Annotated in this window: 16 protein-coding genes; 8 read left to right on the forward strand and 8 right to left on the reverse strand. The window is 41.6% G+C overall.

Annotation, left to right across the window (positions count from 1 at the left end):
• Window positions 1–31 precede the first annotated feature (31 nt).
• A complete protein-coding gene (locus ACM0OR_RS19495; RefSeq protein ID WP_190705689.1) occupies window positions 32–394 on the forward strand; it encodes a DUF4864 domain-containing protein in 363 nt (120 codons plus the stop codon).
• A 140-nt stretch (window positions 395–534) separates the two neighbouring features.
• On the opposite strand, the gene larE is transcribed toward ACM0OR_RS19495, so the two are convergent.
• Both larE and hrmK read right to left on the reverse strand, forming a co-directional pair.
• Entirely contained in the window at window positions 535–1,359 is an 825-nt protein-coding gene (gene larE, locus ACM0OR_RS19500; RefSeq protein WP_414578149.1) for an ATP-dependent sacrificial sulfur transferase LarE, read from the reverse strand.
• Window positions 1,360–1,374: 15 nt separating this feature from the next.
• Entirely contained in the window at window positions 1,375–3,213 is a 1,839-nt protein-coding gene (gene hrmK, locus ACM0OR_RS19505; protein WP_414578138.1) for a hybrid histidine kinase/response regulator HrmK, read from the reverse strand.
• Between the two features lie 189 nt (window positions 3,214–3,402).
• Here hrmK and ACM0OR_RS19510 point away from each other — a divergent pair, with 189 nt between their 5' ends.
• Window positions 3,403–4,269: a branched-chain amino acid ABC transporter permease gene (locus ACM0OR_RS19510; RefSeq protein ID WP_323265672.1), complete on the forward strand. Its 867-nt coding sequence runs from the start codon at window positions 3,403–3,405 to the stop codon at window positions 4,267–4,269.
• A 195-nt stretch (window positions 4,270–4,464) separates the two neighbouring features.
• Here ACM0OR_RS19510 and ACM0OR_RS19515 read toward each other — a convergent pair whose 3' ends face one another.
• Both ACM0OR_RS19515 and ACM0OR_RS19520 read right to left on the reverse strand, forming a co-directional pair.
• Window positions 4,465–4,599 carry a photosystem I protein PsaX gene (locus ACM0OR_RS19515; protein ID WP_190705671.1) on the reverse strand — a complete coding sequence of 45 codons (135 nt, stop codon included), beginning with the start codon at window positions 4,597–4,599 and terminating at the stop codon, window positions 4,465–4,467.
• A gap of 222 nt (window positions 4,600–4,821) precedes the next feature.
• Window positions 4,822–6,669: a DUF1565 domain-containing protein gene (locus tag ACM0OR_RS19520; RefSeq protein WP_414578151.1), complete on the reverse strand. Its 1,848-nt coding sequence runs from the start codon at window positions 6,667–6,669 to the stop codon at window positions 4,822–4,824.
• A gap of 308 nt (window positions 6,670–6,977) precedes the next feature.
• Here ACM0OR_RS19520 and ACM0OR_RS19525 point away from each other — a divergent pair, with 308 nt between their 5' ends.
• Together ACM0OR_RS19525 and thiS are read left to right on the forward strand one after the other, a co-directional pair.
• Window positions 6,978–8,132, forward strand: a complete 1,155-nt coding sequence (locus tag ACM0OR_RS19525) for a thiamine phosphate synthase (protein ID WP_414578140.1) — start codon at window positions 6,978–6,980, stop codon at window positions 8,130–8,132.
• Between the two features lie 159 nt (window positions 8,133–8,291).
• Entirely contained in the window at window positions 8,292–8,504 is a 213-nt protein-coding gene (gene thiS / locus ACM0OR_RS19530; RefSeq protein ID WP_414578141.1) for a sulfur carrier protein ThiS, read from the forward strand.
• A 90-nt stretch (window positions 8,505–8,594) separates the two neighbouring features.
• On the opposite strand, the gene ACM0OR_RS19535 is transcribed toward thiS, so the two are convergent.
• The 3 genes from ACM0OR_RS19535 to ACM0OR_RS19545 all read right to left on the reverse strand — a co-directional run bounded on the left by ACM0OR_RS19535 (window position 8,595) and on the right by ACM0OR_RS19545 (window position 14,398).
• Window positions 8,595–11,783, reverse strand: coding sequence for a GAF domain-containing protein (locus ACM0OR_RS19535; RefSeq protein ID WP_414578142.1), 3,189 nt, complete (start codon window positions 11,781–11,783; stop codon window positions 8,595–8,597).
• A 74-nt stretch (window positions 11,784–11,857) separates the two neighbouring features.
• Window positions 11,858–12,418, reverse strand: coding sequence for a molybdenum cofactor biosynthesis protein MoaE (locus ACM0OR_RS19540; protein WP_414578144.1), 561 nt, complete (start codon window positions 12,416–12,418; stop codon window positions 11,858–11,860).
• 87 nt (window positions 12,419–12,505) lie between these two features.
• A complete protein-coding gene (locus ACM0OR_RS19545; protein WP_414578145.1) occupies window positions 12,506–14,398 on the reverse strand; it encodes a response regulator in 1,893 nt (630 codons plus the stop codon).
• Between the two features lie 484 nt (window positions 14,399–14,882).
• On the opposite strand from ACM0OR_RS19545, the gene ACM0OR_RS19550 reads away from it, so the two are divergent.
• Window positions 14,883–15,152, forward strand: a complete 270-nt coding sequence (locus tag ACM0OR_RS19550) for a hypothetical protein (RefSeq protein WP_323265666.1) — start codon at window positions 14,883–14,885, stop codon at window positions 15,150–15,152.
• A gap of 6 nt (window positions 15,153–15,158) precedes the next feature.
• On the opposite strand, the gene ACM0OR_RS19555 is transcribed toward ACM0OR_RS19550, so the two are convergent.
• Window positions 15,159–15,710, reverse strand: coding sequence for an SRPBCC family protein (locus ACM0OR_RS19555; RefSeq protein WP_190705652.1), 552 nt, complete (start codon window positions 15,708–15,710; stop codon window positions 15,159–15,161).
• Window positions 15,711–16,118: 408 nt separating this feature from the next.
• Between ACM0OR_RS19555 and ACM0OR_RS19560 the strand changes: the two genes are divergently transcribed.
• The 3 genes from ACM0OR_RS19560 to ACM0OR_RS19570 all read left to right on the forward strand — a co-directional run bounded on the left by ACM0OR_RS19560 (window position 16,119) and on the right by ACM0OR_RS19570 (window position 17,978).
• Window positions 16,119–16,313 carry a hypothetical protein gene (locus ACM0OR_RS19560; protein WP_190705647.1) on the forward strand — a complete coding sequence of 65 codons (195 nt, stop codon included), beginning with the start codon at window positions 16,119–16,121 and terminating at the stop codon, window positions 16,311–16,313.
• Between the two features lie 123 nt (window positions 16,314–16,436).
• Entirely contained in the window at window positions 16,437–16,601 is a 165-nt protein-coding gene (gene rd / locus ACM0OR_RS19565) for a rubredoxin (RefSeq protein WP_190705644.1), read from the forward strand.
• Between the two features lie 147 nt (window positions 16,602–16,748).
• Complete coding sequence (locus ACM0OR_RS19570) at window positions 16,749–17,978, forward strand: NAD(P)/FAD-dependent oxidoreductase (protein ID WP_414578147.1); 1,230 nt, start codon at window positions 16,749–16,751, stop codon at window positions 17,976–17,978.
• Window positions 17,979–18,072 lie beyond the last annotated feature (94 nt).

An 18,072-nucleotide genomic window follows, 5' to 3' on the forward strand; every position in this document is an offset into this window, starting at 1 on the left:
ATACTACTACTAGGCGATCGCCAGCAGATTTATGGAAGCTACCGATAAAGATTTTATTGCTATACGCGCTGTTATAGAAAGCCAACTAGACGCATTCCAAAAAGATGATGCTCAAGCTGCTTTCGCTCTTGCTAGTCCTGGAATCAAAGAGCAATTCCAAACCCCAGACCATTTTATGCAGATGGTGAGCTTAAGTTATCCGGCTGTTTACCGTCCTCGCTCGGTATTTTTTGAGAAAATTACTACTATTCAAGACAATATTACTCAGCCAGTTTTACTACTAGCACCTGATGGTATGCCCCTACGAGCGTTGTATTTTATGGAAAAACAACCGGATGATACCTGGAAGATTAATGGTTGTATTTTAGTCTCTGTGGAGGCGGAGATTATTTAGGTGACAGGTGATAGGTGACAGAGGAAAAGAAAGCAGGGGGAGCAGGGGAAGCAGGGGAAGCAGGGGGAGAAAAATACAATGCCCACCCACTCACTTCACTACTCATTACTCATTACTCACTACTCAGCACTCAGCACTCACTACTCACTACTCAGCACTGTCTTAAGGACTTGGTTTAGCTTACCACTGCGATAACCTTCTAAATCTAGGGTGACGTAGATAAAACCCAAGTTTTGAAATGTAGTTACTACAGATTGTAAGTCTGTCAACATGACAAAATCTTTGATTTTTTCTGGTGGTAATTCAATGCGTGCTGTGTCACTTTCGGAACGGACGCGCAAATTTTGCCAACCTAGCTTTCGCAGGTAAATTTCGGCTCTACCGACGCGTTGTAACTTGGCTACAGTAATCTCCTCGCCGTAAGGAAAACGGGAACTGAGACAAGGTTGGGCTGGTTTATCCCACCAAGGTAAACCAAGCTGCTGGGAAAGTTGGCGGACTTCTAACTTAGTCACACCAAATTCAGCTAAAGGCGATCGCGCACCTCGTTCTTTAGCGGCTTGAATCCCTGGGCGATAATCATGCAAATCATCAGCATTCACACCATCGATTACATAGGGATAACCCAACTCTAAAGCCAAAGGTTTGAGGTTGTCGTGCAGTTCACTCTTGCAAAAATAACAACGGTTAACGGGGTTAGCGGTGTAATTGGGATTTTCCATCTCATGAGTCTGAATAATCTTGTGAGCAATCCCAATAGTTGCGGCTTGAATTTCAGCATCCTCCAGTTCTTCTGGTAGCAGAGAAGGTGAAACAGCCGTCACAGCCAAAGCGCGATCGCCTAAAACGTCATAAGCAATCTTAGCTACCAAAGTGCTATCAACACCCCCAGAGTAGGCAATCAAAGCCTGTTCCATCTCTGCAAATAATACTTTTAATTTCTCTAGTTTTTCTGTCAGCATCATGTTAATTGTCAATAGTCAATAGTCATTAGGCATTGGGGTACAATCTACCCAGTCACCTGTCCCCTGTCCCCTGTCACCTAAACTATACTTAGCTACTAAATCAGCCAAAAGAGATAAATCAAGGGGTTTAGAAATATATTCATTAAATCCGGCTGTGAGACAAATTTCGCGATCGCCTTTCATGGACATTGCCGTTTGGGCAATGATGGGAATCTGCTGATATTCTGGTTTTTCTCGTAACTGCTGTACCAAATCAATACCACAGCTATTGGGTAAGCGTATATCCATTAAGATAACAAATGGTTGTTTGTGGGTGAGTGCGTCCCACATTTCTACTTCGTTCTTCACCCAAGTTACTTGATAACCTAACTTACTGAGATGAATTTGCATCAGTTTCCCATTAGGTAAATCATTTTCCACCAGTAAAATCTCGTTGGAAGTGATGGGAGTGATTGGGAAAGGCTGTGAGGATGTGGCTTGTTCATCCTCCTCAATTTCTGTAGATAAAACTGCTTCTATAGGCTTTAGGGGCAAAACAATAGTAAAACGAGAACCAGAATTAACTACTGATTCCACCTCCACATAACCATGATGAATTTCTGCCAGTTTTTGTGTTACGGCTAAACCTAAACCAGTACCTTCATTTTGGCTAGGGGAGGAATTGGGAATTTGGAAATAAGGTTGAAACAGTAGTGTTTGATGTTCTTTGGATATGCCAGTACCTGTATCCCACACCGTAAAATGCACTAGTGAATCTTGCCGTGTCACCTTTAAACCCACTGTGCCTTTATTGGTAAACTTTAAAGCGTTAAACAGCAAATTCAAGAGCATTTGCTTGAGTCGTAAGGGATCTACGACTAGGGTTGTGACTTGAGGATCTATTTCCAAAGACAATTTCAACCCCTTATTATTGGCTTTCTCTTTGATTAGTGTGAGGACATTACGAGACAATTCTGGTATATCGACTTTTTCCCATTGCACTTCTAGTTGGTTAGCTTCAATTTTGGACAAATCCAAAATGTCGTTAATCAAAGCTAGGAGGTGTTTACCACTGGACTGAATGATGTTTAAATACTCACGTTGACGTTCTCTAGTGGGATCATAGCCTTGAGTTAAAAGCAGGTGGGTAAAGCCAATAATCGAACTGAGTGGTGTCCGGATTTCGTGGCTGGTGTTGGCTAAGAACTGGTTCTTGAGTTGATTTGTCCGCTTCAGTTCTTGATTAAAGTCTACAAAATGCTGCGATCGCTGCTGTAAAGATTGTATATGTTTAAATTGAACTAATGCTTGAACACAATGCTCTGCTGCCTTGCTCATGAATTGCGGAGTCAGTTGCACTTGTGCATCTGTCAGTTTTGTGGGATGAGAGTTGGGTTTACTAGTAGCTATGAGTAACCATCCCATCACCCCACTATATTTATCGTGCAATCGCCAAGCTTGAGGCGGTTTTTGGCTTTCTAAATCATGTAAATCTTGCACTTGAATTTCTGCTTGCAATTCCAATGGCCGTGTTTTGCCATTTTTCAGCGTCAATTCCAAAACTGGGGCTGGGGAATCAACAGATGTGGGGCAAGAAATATAGTAAACTTTACCAACCGTTTCTTGCGGTTGGCATAGAGCAATGGCTACCCCCCTACTGTTTAAAGCCATGCTGATTTCCTGTGCCACAGTTTGCCACATTTCTGCTTCTGGGCTATCGGTTTGGGCGGCATCTGTCAAAACAACAAGCAGGCAATCATTAAGGCGGCGTTGTAGCTGGTTCAAGCTGCGTTCTAGCCATAACTCAGCGCGAAGTTGTTGGATTGTGGCATCTACCTGTGAGTTGTGTTCTGGTAAGCTTGAATACTGCTGCATGGTCAACTAGACCGTTGGACAATTTTAATTACGCAAAAATTGCGAACAGGATTCTATGTATATTAGCTCACAATTCTTTTTTGTCGATAAATCATAGATTATAGTGTCGATCATCACTGCACAACCAAGAATATTATCTGCTATAAACCATTGCTAATGAATATTAACTGACTTTATTTAGATTAAATTATGGATACACAAATTATTCAACTTATCGTCAATGGCATTGCTGTGGGGAGCATTATTGCTTTAGCCGCAGTCGGACTGACACTTACTTACGGGATTTTACGGTTGTCTAATTTTGCCCACGGTGATTTTTTGACTTTAGGGGCTTATCTAACGTTATTTGTAAATACTTTAGGGTTAAATATTTGGCTGTCAATGATCTTGGCAGCAGGCGGAACAGTATTAGCAATGGTGTTATCAGAAAAATTACTCTGGTCAAAGATGCGCTCAATCCGTGCTAACTCGACAACACTAATTATTATCTCGATTGGGCTGGCTTTGTTTCTGCGGAATGGGATTATTTTAATTTGGGGTGGCAAGAATCAAAATTATGATTTACCTATTATCCCAGCTTTAGATATTTTTGGTGTCAAAGTACCGCAAAACCAAATCGTGGTGTTAGCTTTGGCAGTGGTGGCAATTTTGGCACTGCATTATCTGCTGCAAAATACGAAAATTGGCAAGGCGATGCGAGCGGTGGCTGATGATTTAGATTTAGCTAAAGTCTCTGGGATTGATGTTGATAAAGTAGTCTTGTGGACTTGGTTAATTGCTGGTACGCTCACATCTTTGGGTGGCAGTATGTATGGATTAATTACAGCCGTGCGTCCCAATATGGGGTGGTTTTTGATCTTGCCTTTATTCGCCTCGGTAATTTTGGGAGGGATTGGTAATCCTTACGGTGCGATCGCCGCAGCTTTCATCATTGGTATTGTTCAAGAAGTCAGCACTGCTTGGCTGGGTTCACAGTATAAGCAAGGTATAGCCTTATTAATCATGATTTTGGTGTTGCTCATTCGTCCCAAGGGTTTATTCAAAGGAACGATTTGAGCAACACCACCAGCACCTACGCAACAAGACTATTTGTTTTGGGAGGGTGTATCAGGGGGTAATGGAGTGTAGACGTGCCTTCTTAGGCTTCCTGTAGGGTTGTGAATACCTATTTATACCCCTATACCCTTGTACCCTTGACCAAAGCTTAAAGTTTGCCGTTTCATGCGTAAGTCCTAACTACTCCAACGTTAACTAGTCAATAACGTGGAAGTAATAGGCTGCTACCAAAAAGTTAACAGCTAGTAGCAACAATGCCCAACCTGTACGGAAAGTATAGGGAGGTTTAGCACCAGAGTCAGCGATTGCGGGACTTTTAATTTTAGCCATAGAGGCGATACTCCTAAGTTGTGACTTTTTCAGAAATACCAAACAGAGGGACAAATTATCAAAATTCTTTAAAAATATTTGTGTGAAGTGAAAGTTGAAACTGTGGAAATTTTGATAAAAGGTAAGTGAAAACCCTCATGAACTGCTGATCAGGGTAGAGAAAATTGTGAATATCCCAGAAGCGATCGCTCTTAGTTTTGGTAGGCGATCGCTTATAAACTGTTAATTCAATGGCTCAACTATGGTTCTTAAGCCGTTGTTAGTCAGTATTTTCAGCATTTCATCAGCGTTATTGCGATCGCTAAACACACCGGCTTGCATGACTCTGCGACTTTGCCAAATAGTGGGGAAAGCTCCAGGTGCAAGAAATCTGACTAATTCCTGTTCTGTGTCGGTTAACGCCTCTACTACCACTCGGTAACGCACACCTGCGGATGTAGAAGATGAATAATTTCCTGCATAGCTAGTTGTATAAGTTTGTGGTGCTGATACTTTTGGCATATTCCGCGTATTACCTAGGGGAATATCGCCATTAGGAACGGGTAATAGGTCATTGTTCCTCACCGCAGCAAATTCTACAGTACCAGTACCCGGCACAGGGGTAACTTTTAATGTGGGGTTTGATTGTTGCTGTCTAACTTCTGGTTGAGATGGTGAGAGGTTTGCCGGCCATGACTGTTCTTGAGTCGTGAAAGTTGGTGCTGGTGTCTCTGTTTGAGGTGCAATAAATTCAATGGTGTTGCGATCAATCTGCACATAATTAAACTGTTCAGCCTGTGCTGGTACGGCTGGTAATGGAGTTACTTTTCTAGTGGTGGCTATTGATGTTTTACGTGTGCTGTTGCTAGCGGCTATTCTGCTGGGAATGGGTGCAGGGATTTGTTGATTATATTTGGGTAAAGTCAGGGGTGTATTAGCTGAGGTTAATGGTAATAACTGACTTTGAGTTTGATTTTGCGCTGTCGGCTCGTCAGATACACCAGGAGCAGCAAAGGTAATTTCACCGTTAGCCGCTACTTGCTCAGTATTGGCTGGGGTAGCAGCTTGAGCCTGAAAAGTTACCTGACCAGCGATGCGTTTATTATTAATGGTATTACCAACTGCAACAATGACCTGTTTAGCGGCACTAGCGTTAATGTCATAGCGTTTGTTATTACGAAATTCATTACCGCCTGCTTCCGTAGCATTACCTAAATCTGGCATTGCTTGTGCGATCGCTACTAAACCATCTTCTTGACTATTTTGAATTAAATTCTGCCTTAAAATAGGACGCGCCTGGGCTTGCACAATGATACCAGCGCGATTGTCTTTAATTTGATTACCGACCAAGACTGGTGCGGCGTTGTGAGTAATATTAATCCCGAAACCTGTTTGCACAAACATATTTTCTCGGATTTGCGGTTGGGATGTACCACTGATAGTTATCCCATTAGCTCCATTCCGCTCAAAGTAATTCTTAGTAATTGTTGGCGCACCTTTACCAGCCACAGCAACACCATCCTGGGTATTACCTGTAAATGTATTTGCCGTAATTACCGGATTACTTGATTCAATCCACAAACCGTAACCACGGGGGTTAGAGTTGGTGACAGTTACCCCCGTTAACTCAGCTTGGTTAGCACCAACAATGGTAACGTTCTGTCCCCCAAAACTGCGGCTGAGGAATTGCCCACCGCCTTGAATTATTATCCCCTGTCCCTGATTAGCTGCATCTCCTTGGATGACAACGCCAGACTTAAGCATCAGGGGAAATACTTCTCCCGTATCCGTAGTATAAACACCAGGAGCTAGCTTAATTACTGTGTTAGTCGTGGCAACTTGCAATGCTTGGGTAATTGTCCGCCAAGGGGCGTTTTCACTACCATTGCCTGCTGTGTCATCTCCGATACTAGGGTTGACAAAGAGGACATTAACCTGAGAAATTGTTGTTTCATCCAGGGGCATTGGATTTGATCCAGATGGTACTTGAGCAACAACGCTACGAAGGTCTAGGCTGAGTAACGTTATGCTAATAACACCCATAGCGCATAATAAAGAAAGACCAGAAATGGGATATCTTGCTAACATCATCAAAGATGGTTGACATAGCAAGTTGTTTAATTTTGGGTATTTTAGCGACAAAATGAGGGAAATCACCTTCACACCACTCCTTAGAAGTAATTATAAGTTTTCATACTTTCAAATATTCAGTATGTCGATTATGTTATCCGCTATATTGACCAATTGGCTATTTTTAATACAAAGTAATTAATACAGGTGACAGGTGACAGGTGACAGGTGACAGAGGACAAGGAAGCAGGGGAAGCAAGGGGAGAAAAATAGAATGCCCAATGCCCAATGCCCAAAGAGCAAATCAATATGTGAGGTAGATTGCAACGATGAAAGAGGCTGGCTATTACGATGAAAGCATCAATAATGGGGTTGTTGTAATGGCCACAGCCCAAAGCCAACAAAGGCATATGCAGCAAGTTGTCTACCGCATTTTAGATGCTAATTTAGACCGCGCTCGTGAAGGCTTGCGAATTATTGAAGAGTGGTGTCGGTTTGGCTTGAATAATTCCCCAATGGCTGGGGAATGTAAGCAGCTACGCCAAGAGGTGGCTAGTTGGCATAATGCGGAGTTAAGGTCGGCGCGAGATACAGCAGGCGATATTGGTACTGAGTTAAGCCATCCCCAGGAGGAGCAACGCTCTGGGATTAAGTCTCTGTTACAGGCGAATTTTTGCCGCGTCCAAGAAGCTTTGCGGGTAGTGGAAGAATATGGGAAGCTTTATCACCCCAGCATGGGTAAGGCTTTTAAGCAGATGCGTTATCAGGTTTACAGCCTAGAAACTAATTTGATGGGTTACGAGCGTCATCAACTGCTGTGGCGATCGCATTTATATCTGGTAACATCCCCCTCAGATACTTTACTCGAAACGGTAGAAGCTGCCCTCAAAGGTGGATTAACTCTAGTTCAATACCGCGATAAAGACACCGATGACACAGTGCGTCTAGAACAAGCTACTCAGCTACGGGAATTATGCCATAGCTACGGGGCTTTATTTATTATGAATGACCGAGTGGATTTAGCTTTGGCAGTCGATGCTGATGGGGTACATTTAGGACAGCAAGATATGCCAATTGCCGTTGCTCGTCAATTACTCGGCCCACAACGCTTAATCGGTCGTTCTACAACTAATGCGGAAGAAATGCAAAAGGCAATTACTGAAGGTGCAGATTATATTGGCGTGGGGCCAGTCTACGAAACTCCCACGAAAGTAGGCAAACCGGCGGCTGGTTTAGAGTATGTTCGTTACGCCAATCAAAATAGCACCATTCCCTGGTTCGCCATTGGCGGGATAGATCCCAATAATATCAATGATGTGATTGATAGCGGAGCAGAACGGGTGGCGGTAGTGCGATCGCTCATGCAAGCCGAACAACCTACTCTAGTAACCCAATATTTACTCTCCCAACTCCATCGGGTGAAGCCAGAAGAGTCAAGTCTCTTCCCTCCAATTCAAAATTCAAAATTCAAAGTTCAAAATTAAAGACAACAAAAATACATTTGCAGCGTCACACAACGGCAATAAAGCGGGAGGAAAATCCACACCGCTTTTTGCCTCCCCTACATAAAAAATATGCCAGTTATGTAAGTCCTAACGAATTACAAATTACGAATTACGAATTACGAATTACGAATTAGTCTTATGTCCGGTCAAATTACTTTGCAAGTAAATGGGGAAACTCATAATTGTGTTTCTCAAACCCTTTTACCTGATTTACTCCAGCAGTTGGGTTTTAATCCCCGGTTGGTAGCGGTGGAGTATAACGGCGAAATTTTACATCGCCAGTTTTGGGAACAAACCACAATACAATCAGGCGATCGCTTAGAAGTAGTGACAATCGTTGGTGGTGGGTAATAGTGATACAAATAGACGCGTAGGGGTTAGCAATGTTAACCCCTACGCAAAATCAAAATCTATGTGTATCAGGATTTTCTTAAAATTGTATTACATCACTTCAAGCAGAGGTTTTTTAGCTATGGTCTGACGAATCGGTAACTCAACAACAAACTCCGTAGCTTTGCCTGGTTCAGATTGGCAATATATCTTGCCCTTATGTTTATCAGTAACGATTCGATAGCTAATAGAAAGTCCTAATCCTGTACCTTTACCGACAACTTTGGTGGTAAAAAAGGGATCAAATAACCGAGAAAGTAACTTTTCATCCATGCCGATTCCATTATCAGCAATCCGAATGCTAATCCAATCATGATTGAGCATAGAGGTAGAAATGCAGATTTCGTTGGGGTTAGCGGCGATTGCTTCCGGAGTATCTTGTGCATTACGCTCTTCTAAAGCATCAATAGCATTAGATAGCAGATTCATAAATACTTGATTCAGTTGACCAGGATAGCATTCTATTGGAGGTAACTGGTCATAATCTTTCTTTAAATGAATAGCGGGACGATCAGATGAAGACTTCAAACGATGTTCCAAAATCATCAATGTACTATCAATACCTTCATGAATGTTGGCGACTTTAAAGTCTGCTTCATCTAGGCGCGAAAAGTTCCGCAATGATGTCACAATTTCGCAAACACGCTCCGTACCAACTTTCATAGACTGGAATAATTTCGGTAAGTCGTCAAAGAGAAACTCGATTTCGGCTTGCTTGAGAAACTCTTGTATTTCAGGTACAGCATTAGGATGATAATGGCTATAAAGTTCTACGCAACGCAGCAAATCTTGTGTGTATTTGTGAGCGTGTTCCAAGTTACCGTGAATAAAATTAATCGGGTTATTAATTTCGTGAGCAACTCCCGCTACCAGTTGTCCCAAACTAGCCATTTTTTCAGCTTGGATCATTTGCATTTGGGCAGTGCGTAGTTCTGTCAACGCCTGTGCTAGTTGATTTGCTTCTTCACGAGTTTGACCCAGTAAACTAGATTGTTGGAATAAGTTGGCTTGATGTAGTGCTACGCTGAGTTGAGCTGCTATTTGAGTAACAAATTCCAATTCTGCTTCTTCCCAATGACGCGGATGGGTGCATTGATGAATGCACAATAAGCCCCACATCTTATCACCTTCCATCAACGGGACAACAATCTGGGCTGTGATATGGAATCGCTCAATCACTTCCAGATGAGGCACTTTCGAGCCGATGCTGTTGATATCAGAGATGACTTGTACTTGCCCTTGGCGATATTGTGGTGCGAAATTTTCACCAAAACAATAATCTTGCACCTTGACAGCGAGAGCAGAATCGAAATTGGGTCTGACATCTTCTGCAATAAACTCACCACTGCACAAACCGGCATCAGAATCAAATTGGAATATACCAACTCGATCAGCTTGTAGCGATCGCCTGACTTCCTGGACTGTAGTCTGGAAAATTGTCTCTAAATCCAAAGATTCGCGAATTTTAACGACTAAATCAAATAAGATGCGGCGTTGTTCTGCCGCTTGATGCAGTTCATCTGCACGAGTTTGAATTTGTGCCATCATTTCGGAACTTTGCAATGCCACTCCTAATTGGCTGGCAACCTGTCCCAAAAATTCCACTTCTACACTATCCCATTGGCGGGGTGCAGAATGTTGATAAGCCGCCAGCAATCCCCACAGCTTTCGACCAACAAAAATGGGGGTCAACACATAGGCACGAATCTTAAACTGTTGCAAAATATCTAAGTGACAGCGTGAGTGTCCAGCTTGGTAGATGTCGTTAACAGCAAAAGTTTCATTGTTGCGGTAGCGTCCGCCTTTGGTTTCTTGTAGATGAGTATCTTCCCAAACGAGATTTTTGCCAAAAGGATTAATACTGTCCCATTGCGCTTCCACCATACCGAAATGACTGACAAATTCGCCACTCCAGTCTTCATTGAAGCGATAAACACCAACTCGCTCCACGCGCAGCAATTTGCACACTTCCTGACAGGTGGTTTTCAGAATTAAATCAATATCTAGAGAGGAGCGAATTTTACCGACAACCTCTGTGAGTGCGCATTGCCTAGCGATCGCATCTTTGAGGGCGCTCGCCTGTTGTTTGGACTGAGACAAATTCTCTGCTTGTTGAATTGCTACCCCCAGTTGCGCCCCCACCTGTCCCAGAAACTCAACTTCGTAATTTGCCCATTGGCGAGATCCAGAGTGTTGATAAGCTGCAATCAGTCCCCACAGTTTTGAACCAATGAAAATCGGTGCTATGGTATAAGCCCGAATCTTAAATTGCTCTAGAATATCAATGTGGCAGCGTGAGTGACCAACCTTATAAATGTCATTGACAGCAAAACTTTCATTATTACGATAGCGTCCACCTTTGGTTTCTTGTAGATGAGTATCTTCCCAAATCAGATTTTTACCAAATGGATGAACTCTATCCCACATTGGCTCTACCATGCCGAACTGGCTCACAAATTCGCCGCTCCAGTCTTCATGAAAACGATAAATCGCCGTCCGTTCTAGCTTCAGTAGTTGGCAAAGTTCCTGACAGGCCGTATCTAAAATAATTTGGGTGTCCACAGACGAGCGAATCTTCCCCACTACTTCTGTTAAAGCTCGTTGTCTAGCAATAGCATCTTGCAGTTCTGCTGTACGTTGTTTAGTTTGTTCTACGTTTTCTGCTTGCTGCATAGCTACGCCGAGATAGGTGGCGGCTTGAGCGATAAATTCAACTTCGTTAGGATGCCAGTGTCGAGGTGCAGAGTGTTGATAGGCAGCCAGTAAACCCCAAAGCTTTGCACCAATAAAAATTGGTGCGATCGCATATGCTTGAATCTGAAATTGTTCTAAGACTTCAATATGACAACGAGCGTGTCCAGCTTTGTAAATGTCTGCCACAGCAAACGGCTCATTGTGGCGATATCGCCCTCCCTGAGTTTCTTGCAAATGGGAATCTTGCCATACTAAGTCTTGCCCAAAGGCAGTTAATGTATTCCAAGGTGCTTCTGCAAAGCCAAGACGATTGATGAAACTACCACTCCAGTCAGCATTGAAGCGATAGATTGCCACTCGCTCAATCTTCAATTGCCGACAAATATCTTGACAAGAAGTAGAACACAGAGGTTCTAGGTTAACAGATGCACGAACCCTAGCCAGAATCCTAGCCAAGATTTTTTGCTGCTGCTGGAAAAGCTGTAGCTGTTGATGACATTCTTGCCAGTCCAAATGGCTTACCGTTTCATAATCGTTAGTTGTCATATTTTTCAGGGAAACTGAATTATCTAGTTGTAGTGTTCCCTGATTTATATTTCGATTCTAAGTTTCAGCAAGAACTACACAGAATCATTAATATTATGGTGTGGACGAGGCTCCAAATTTGGCACACTACGTTGTGGTGGATGATTGATTTCGCTTGACTGTTCACAAGCTCCAATACTTACCCAAGTGCTAGAACCATCAAACCAATGTTCCTTTTTCCAAATAGGGGCATTATGTTTCAGCGTATCAATAGCATAACGGCAAGCTGCAAACGCCTCACTTCGATGGGGACAGCCTATTGCCACTAAAACGCTAATTTCTCCAATTTGCAAGCGTCCGACACGATGGTGAATTACCACCCGATTCACATCAGGCCAGTCAGCACGAATATCAGCCGCAATTTGATAAAACACTTGCAACGCCATTGGCTCGTATGCTTGGTATTCTAGAGAAACTACAGCTTTACCATCCGTTTGATTACGAACCATCCCACTCATTAACACCACTGCACCATTAGCTGGATCATTGGCTTTTATATAGATTTCATCAATAGATAAGGGCGCAAAGGTAATAGCAAAGCTATCTTCACTTTTTGGTTTAAGAATAGCAGATGTAGTTGTAATAATTGATTTCATAAATATATATTATTCAGACACAAAAAATCTTTTTTTAAATATCTATCAAAGGCAGCATTTGCTGTTAAAGCTTGAGATTTCCTTGAGTTAAGTTGCATTTTTAACCATACTGATTGTTTGCAATAATTGGTTTGCTGTGTAAGGCTTGGATAAAAAAGCTTGGATATTTATGTTATGGGCTGTACTCAATTTATCATTAATACTCTGTCCACTGACAGCAATAATTTTGACTTGGGGATTCATTCTTTGCAATGTACGAATCGTAGTTAATCCATCCATTGACGGCATGACCATATCTGTCAAGACAAGAAATATTTCTGCTTGATATTCTGCATATAAAGCTATAGCCTCAATCCCATCACTAGCTGTAATAGCTTTGTAATTATGGCTTTCTAGAGATGTTTTAGTAATGTCTCTAATTGAATCTTCATCATCTACAACTAAAATTAATTCTCCATTTCCTGGTGGTAATGCTGTGTCTGCTTCTTCTAGAGTTTCTTTAGTTTCTTGTGCTGGTAGGTAGACTGTAAATTGACTACCTTTCCCGGCTTCTGTATTGATGTTGATAAAACCACCATGACTTTTAATAATACCAAGGACTGTGGACAGGCCAAGACCTGTACCTTTACCGACTTCTTTGGTGGTAAAAAATGGCTCAAATATGCGATCTAATATTTCTGGACTAATACCAGTGCCAGTATCAGTAACAGTTACGACTATATAAGGTCCGACTTTGGCATCTAGATTCATTGTGGTGTAACTTTCGTCAATGAATAAATTTTTAGCCTCAATGTATAGTAACCCACCATTTGGCATCGCATCACGGGCATTAACAGACAAATTCATCAGCACTTGATGTAGTTGAGTCCCATCACCAAAGACAGTCCAAAGATTTTGTGATATTTTGGTGACAACTTCAATTGATTTGGGAAATGTCTCTTTAATTATTTGTTTAATTTCGAGAATTAAGTGCTTTAGTTGCAACAAGGTACGCTCACCTTCAAGACCACGAGTAAAAGAAAGTACCTGTTTAACTAAATTTGCTCCCCGTTTCGCATTGTTAATTAATATAGGAAGTAATCTCAAAGAACGCTCATCTTTAATTTGAGCCTCTAAAAGTTGTGCTGTCATCAAGATTGGAGCTAAAACATTGTTGAGATCGTGAGCAATACCACTGGCGAGAGTGCCAATACTTTCCAATCTTTGAGCGCGGAGAAATTGTGCTTCTAGGAGCTTTTTTTGGGTAATTTCTGTATTCACAACTAGAATTGATGGGGGTTGCTCACCAAATTCATGTACTAGTGTCCAACGGCTGGCGACAATAATGTCTTGACCGTTTCTGGTTTTTTGGTGTAACTCTCCTTCCCAGAAGTTATTTTTTTTAAGATGTTTAAGTGCTATTTGTAACAGTTCTAAGTTATTTTCTTGCCAAAGTTCTTGTGTTTGCTTACCAATGGCTGCTGCTTTTTCCCAGCCATAAAGCAACTCGGCGGCTTGATTCCAAAATAAAATTTGTCCGTCTAAATTTTGGACGAAAATGGCATCTTGCGTAACATCAAGTAAAGTTACCTGTTGCCGAATTTTTTGTTCTGTGTGTTTACGTTCAATCGCATAACGGATAGAACGTTCTAGTAAAGGTGGATTCAATTGGCTTTTCTCAAGATAATCTGCTACACCCACTTGCATCGCTTCTAGATCAATTTTTCTGTCTCCTTGACCAGTGAGCAAAATCATAGGAGCATTGCAACCATTGCCTATTGCATTGCGGATTAATTCTAGTCCACTGTCTGCTCCTAGACGGTAGTCTACAAGATATATATCATGTAAACCTTGCGCGATCGCTTGTTGAGCAACTTGATAGTTGTCCAACCATTCCAACTCACAACCACTGATTTGAAATTCACTAAACCAGTTACAAGTTAAAATATAATCATCTTTACTATCATCAATTAACAAGACTCTAATTGGACTATTATCCATTGCTGCCTCCTGTTGCTTCTAGTGGCAGTTCCCCAACTTGAACCCAGTATTTTGCTGTCAATGGTTTAACCATATCAATGCAAAAGATGAAAGTGTTTAGCTTGATAATGAATTTTTATTCTAACTGTAAGTATGATATCTACTTTCCTCTACCATGATTTGCTTAGGACAATAAGGTAAATTTATCGTAGAGATTGGATTATACAATGTTGAGCATGGGTTATGGGGCATATAAATTAAAAATTCAAAAATGAAATAATTGACCCTCACCTCGTCTTTAGGCCAGGTGAGGGTCAATGTAAATAATAATACTAACTCTTGAAAAAAATTCCTCCTGGGGCTAGATGATTTTTTGTTCCATTAATTTTATTTCTTCAAATAAATAAAGACTTTTTAATGCTGGGAGATTCAAACCGGAATACTCCATTAACTAAATGTAGGTTTTAATTAAATACAAAAATCAAAATTTTGGGGATAAACTTTTATGTCGTTACAGCAGGTTAATGCTTTTTATGAAGTTTTGATTTCGGAAACATCTGTTTATGAAGCATACTTTAATAACTGCTGTAACAGAGGGTTGTTGAGCAGCTGGCATTGGGACACGACCAAAATAGTAAATTTTGCAGCTACTCTTGGTTATAAATTTACTGAATATGAATTAACTCATGTGTGGTTTGAAGGTGAGCCTAGTTTTTCTGATGATTCGCTGAGTTTATCCAAACAAAGCAAGTTACTAGAATTAACTAAAGTGTAGGGTTGATTATTGACAAATTACTTGTCTCATTTTACGCATATTTGCAGGCAACTCAAAGGTCATGGCTTGTTGAATGAAAATTGCCGGGATGGGGATATTCGGGGTAGCTTGGACACTATAAGCTAGTAAAGTCCCATGATCATAATCTTTTAGCTGAATATGGGCAGCAAAGTCAACAAAACTACCCTTCTCCATGCGAAATTGAATTTGTTGTCCTAGCACTTCTACAACGTTGAGGTAAATTTCCACTTGAGCGGTCAAAAATAAAAATACTTTTTGTGCTGATTGATACAGGCGTTTGACCTCACCCCTTTGTAAAACTTCGCTTTTGGTAATATCTGGAAAGTATTGCACCCAACGGGGGTAATCGGTGATTTGTTGCCATACCTGCGATCGCCCCAGTGGTAAGTACATACAAGCACTAACTGCACCACCGCAGGCAGTATGCGATCGCGCCTGGACTACAATTTCACCCTGCAACATTAGCTGTTGCTGTTCTTGATTCCAAGTCATACTTGAACCTGTCATCACCGAGTCTGAGATATGGGTTACAGACATAAATTTCTTTCCGTTACTCCTCAAATTCACCATTTGCAGAGGTTGTGACGACAAACCATTGAAGGAGTGAAGTACAACCTCATCAATATTTAATTCCTGTTGCCTACACCATTTTTTGGGAATTAATCATGTGTGGTAATTATTCTGAAATTTGATGAGAAAAACCGTATTTCTCACTACAAATATTAATTTACACTTAAGCAGTAGAAAAAATCAGACTACTGCTTTACGAAAAATTTAGCCTAGAAAACCTTAAAAGACAATCTCTCCCTAACTAAGTCAAAACATCGCTAAAACTTTTTACAGCTTGGGAGATGGACATAATGAAATTTGGCATCAGGAAAAATGTATGAAAATTATTGTTAATCTGTCAATGTAGAGAAAATCGTAAATTGAGAGGTAAATAGAGTGAGTCAATCTTCCTTAAACCGCTTATTAACTCAGGCTTTTGGTGTTTTTCTTGGCATTGGCATAGCTGTCTGGCTACTCAGGGGCTTTGGTTTGATTACCTTTATTCCTGGAGGAGTAATTTTACTATTATTGCTAGGGGCGATCGCTATAGGTCTGATTTCCTATGCTCAAAGAACGTGGTGGCGTTTTTAATAGATATCAAGATAGATTTTGGGTGATTGTTTTTATGCAATCCGCCTGGTGTGTTGATGATGAACTTCTGTTAAAGATATTTACAGACCCAAACAAAATCAACAATTAACCAGTGAGAAAAATATGGGTATTTATCTATGTAGTGTTTGTGGCTATGAATATGATCCCGAAGTAGGCGATCCCGATGGGGGAATCCCTCCAGGTACACCTTTTGAAGCCATCCCAGAAGATTGGGTGTGTCCGGTTTGCGGTGCAACTAAAGATTTATTTGAGTCGGCAGAAGGTTAAAACCCAGATAATACTGCACTAACCACTAGTAAAAGCAACACATCTCACTCTAAAAATTTCCCTGTCCCCTGTCTCCTGTCCCCTGTTACCTATGTTTCTTCTGTACTAGCCTAGATAGTAGATGATCATATTGAGATGCTTTAGAAATTGCTAGCTTTAAAAATTGTAGTTATTGGCGGTGGGGCCGCAGGATTTTTTGGGGCGATCGCTTGTGCCGAATCCAATCTTCAAGCCCAAGTTACTTTACTCGAAGCCAGTCGTCAACCGTTGGCTAAAGTCCGCATTTCTGGCGGGGGACGCTGTAATGTCACTCATGCTTGCTTTGAACCACAAACCCTAGTACAAAATTATCCTAGAGGCGGTAAAGCTTTGCGTGGTGCTTTTAGCCGCTTTCAAGCTCAAGATACCGTAGCTTGGTTTGCTAACCACGGAGTGCAACTGAAAACTGAAGCTGATGGGAGGATGTTTCCCATTACAGATAGTTCAGAAACAATTGTGAACTGTCTGATGAATACCGCCGCAGCCGAGGGTATAGAAATTTGGACTGGGGTAGTTGTGGTTGGTGTCAAACGACTCAGCAATGAATTTGAGGTGAGTTTAAAGTCCGGTGAGATAATTAGATGCGATCGCCTGCTACTCGCAACAGGTAGTAGTCATATCGGTTATAAAATCGCCAAAGAATTGGGACATCACATCGAAGCACCAGTCCCATCATTATTTACATTCAATATTCCCGAAGCCAAACTGCGGGCGTTAGCTGGGATTAGTGTTAACCCTGTACGGTTGCGGTTATGTGTTGAGGATCAGCCACCACTAGAACAAACAGGGCCATTACTCATCACCCACTGGGGTTTAAGTGGCCCGGCCGTGCTGAAGCTTTCGGCTTGGGGTGCGAGACTCCTGCACGAACACCACTATCAAGCCACTTTATTAGTCAACTGGTTTCCCGAACTCACACAAGACGAAGTACGGCAAAAAATCTTAGCCGTGAAGAGCGAATGGGGAAAAAAAGCGATCGCATTACATCGTGGTGTTGATTTACCTCATCGTCTCTGGCAATACATGATTAACCGTGTAGGTATTACCACAGATGACCGTTGGGCAGAACTACCTAACAAAACTTTAAATTTGCTAGTCCAAGAACTGACTCAGGGAAAATACTCAATTAATGGTAAAGGAGTCTTTAAAGAAGAATTTGTCACCTGTGGCGGTGTGAATCTTCAAGAAATCAACTTCAAAACTATGGAAAGTAAGTTAGTTCCTGGGCTGTACTTCGCTGGAGAAGTTATTGATATTGATGGCGTAACTGGTGGATTTAACTTTCAAAGTGCTTGGACGACAGCTTATCTGGCAGGAAATGCGATGAGTGCTGAGTAGTGAGTGCTGAGTGCTGAGTGCTGAGTGCTGAGTAGTGAGTAATGAGTAATGAATAATGAGTAATGAATAATGAGTAATGAATAATGAGTAATGA

The sequence above is a fragment of the Anabaena sp. CCY 9402-a genome (assembly GCF_963920945.1).
GTDB classification, from domain to species: Bacteria; Cyanobacteriota; Cyanobacteriia; order Cyanobacteriales; family Nostocaceae; genus Trichormus; species Trichormus minutissimus.

Coding starts and splice junctions, on each gene's coding strand:
- ACM0OR_RS19495 (WP_190705689.1), top strand. CDS start 32: ATGGAAGCTACCGATAAAGATTTTATTGCTATACGCGCTGTTATAGAA.
- larE (WP_414578149.1), bottom strand. CDS start 1,359: ATGATGCTGACAGAAAAACTAGAGAAATTAAAAGTATTATTTGCAGAG.
- hrmK (WP_414578138.1), bottom strand. CDS start 3,213: ATGCAGCAGTATTCAAGCTTACCAGAACACAACTCACAGGTAGATGCC.
- ACM0OR_RS19510 (WP_323265672.1), top strand. CDS start 3,403: ATGGATACACAAATTATTCAACTTATCGTCAATGGCATTGCTGTGGGG.
- ACM0OR_RS19515 (WP_190705671.1), bottom strand. CDS start 4,599: ATGGCTAAAATTAAAAGTCCCGCAATCGCTGACTCTGGTGCTAAACCT.
- ACM0OR_RS19520 (WP_414578151.1), bottom strand. CDS start 6,669: ATGATGTTAGCAAGATATCCCATTTCTGGTCTTTCTTTATTATGCGCT.
- ACM0OR_RS19525 (WP_414578140.1), top strand. CDS start 6,978: ATGAAAGAGGCTGGCTATTACGATGAAAGCATCAATAATGGGGTTGTT.
- thiS (WP_414578141.1), top strand. CDS start 8,292: ATGTCCGGTCAAATTACTTTGCAAGTAAATGGGGAAACTCATAATTGT.
- ACM0OR_RS19535 (WP_414578142.1), bottom strand. CDS start 11,783: ATGACAACTAACGATTATGAAACGGTAAGCCATTTGGACTGGCAAGAA.
- ACM0OR_RS19540 (WP_414578144.1), bottom strand. CDS start 12,418: ATGAAATCAATTATTACAACTACATCTGCTATTCTTAAACCAAAAAGT.
- ACM0OR_RS19545 (WP_414578145.1), bottom strand. CDS start 14,398: ATGGATAATAGTCCAATTAGAGTCTTGTTAATTGATGATAGTAAAGAT.
- ACM0OR_RS19550 (WP_323265666.1), top strand. CDS start 14,883: ATGTCGTTACAGCAGGTTAATGCTTTTTATGAAGTTTTGATTTCGGAA.
- ACM0OR_RS19555 (WP_190705652.1), bottom strand. CDS start 15,710: ATGTCTGTAACCCATATCTCAGACTCGGTGATGACAGGTTCAAGTATG.
- rd (WP_190705644.1), top strand. CDS start 16,437: ATGGGTATTTATCTATGTAGTGTTTGTGGCTATGAATATGATCCCGAA.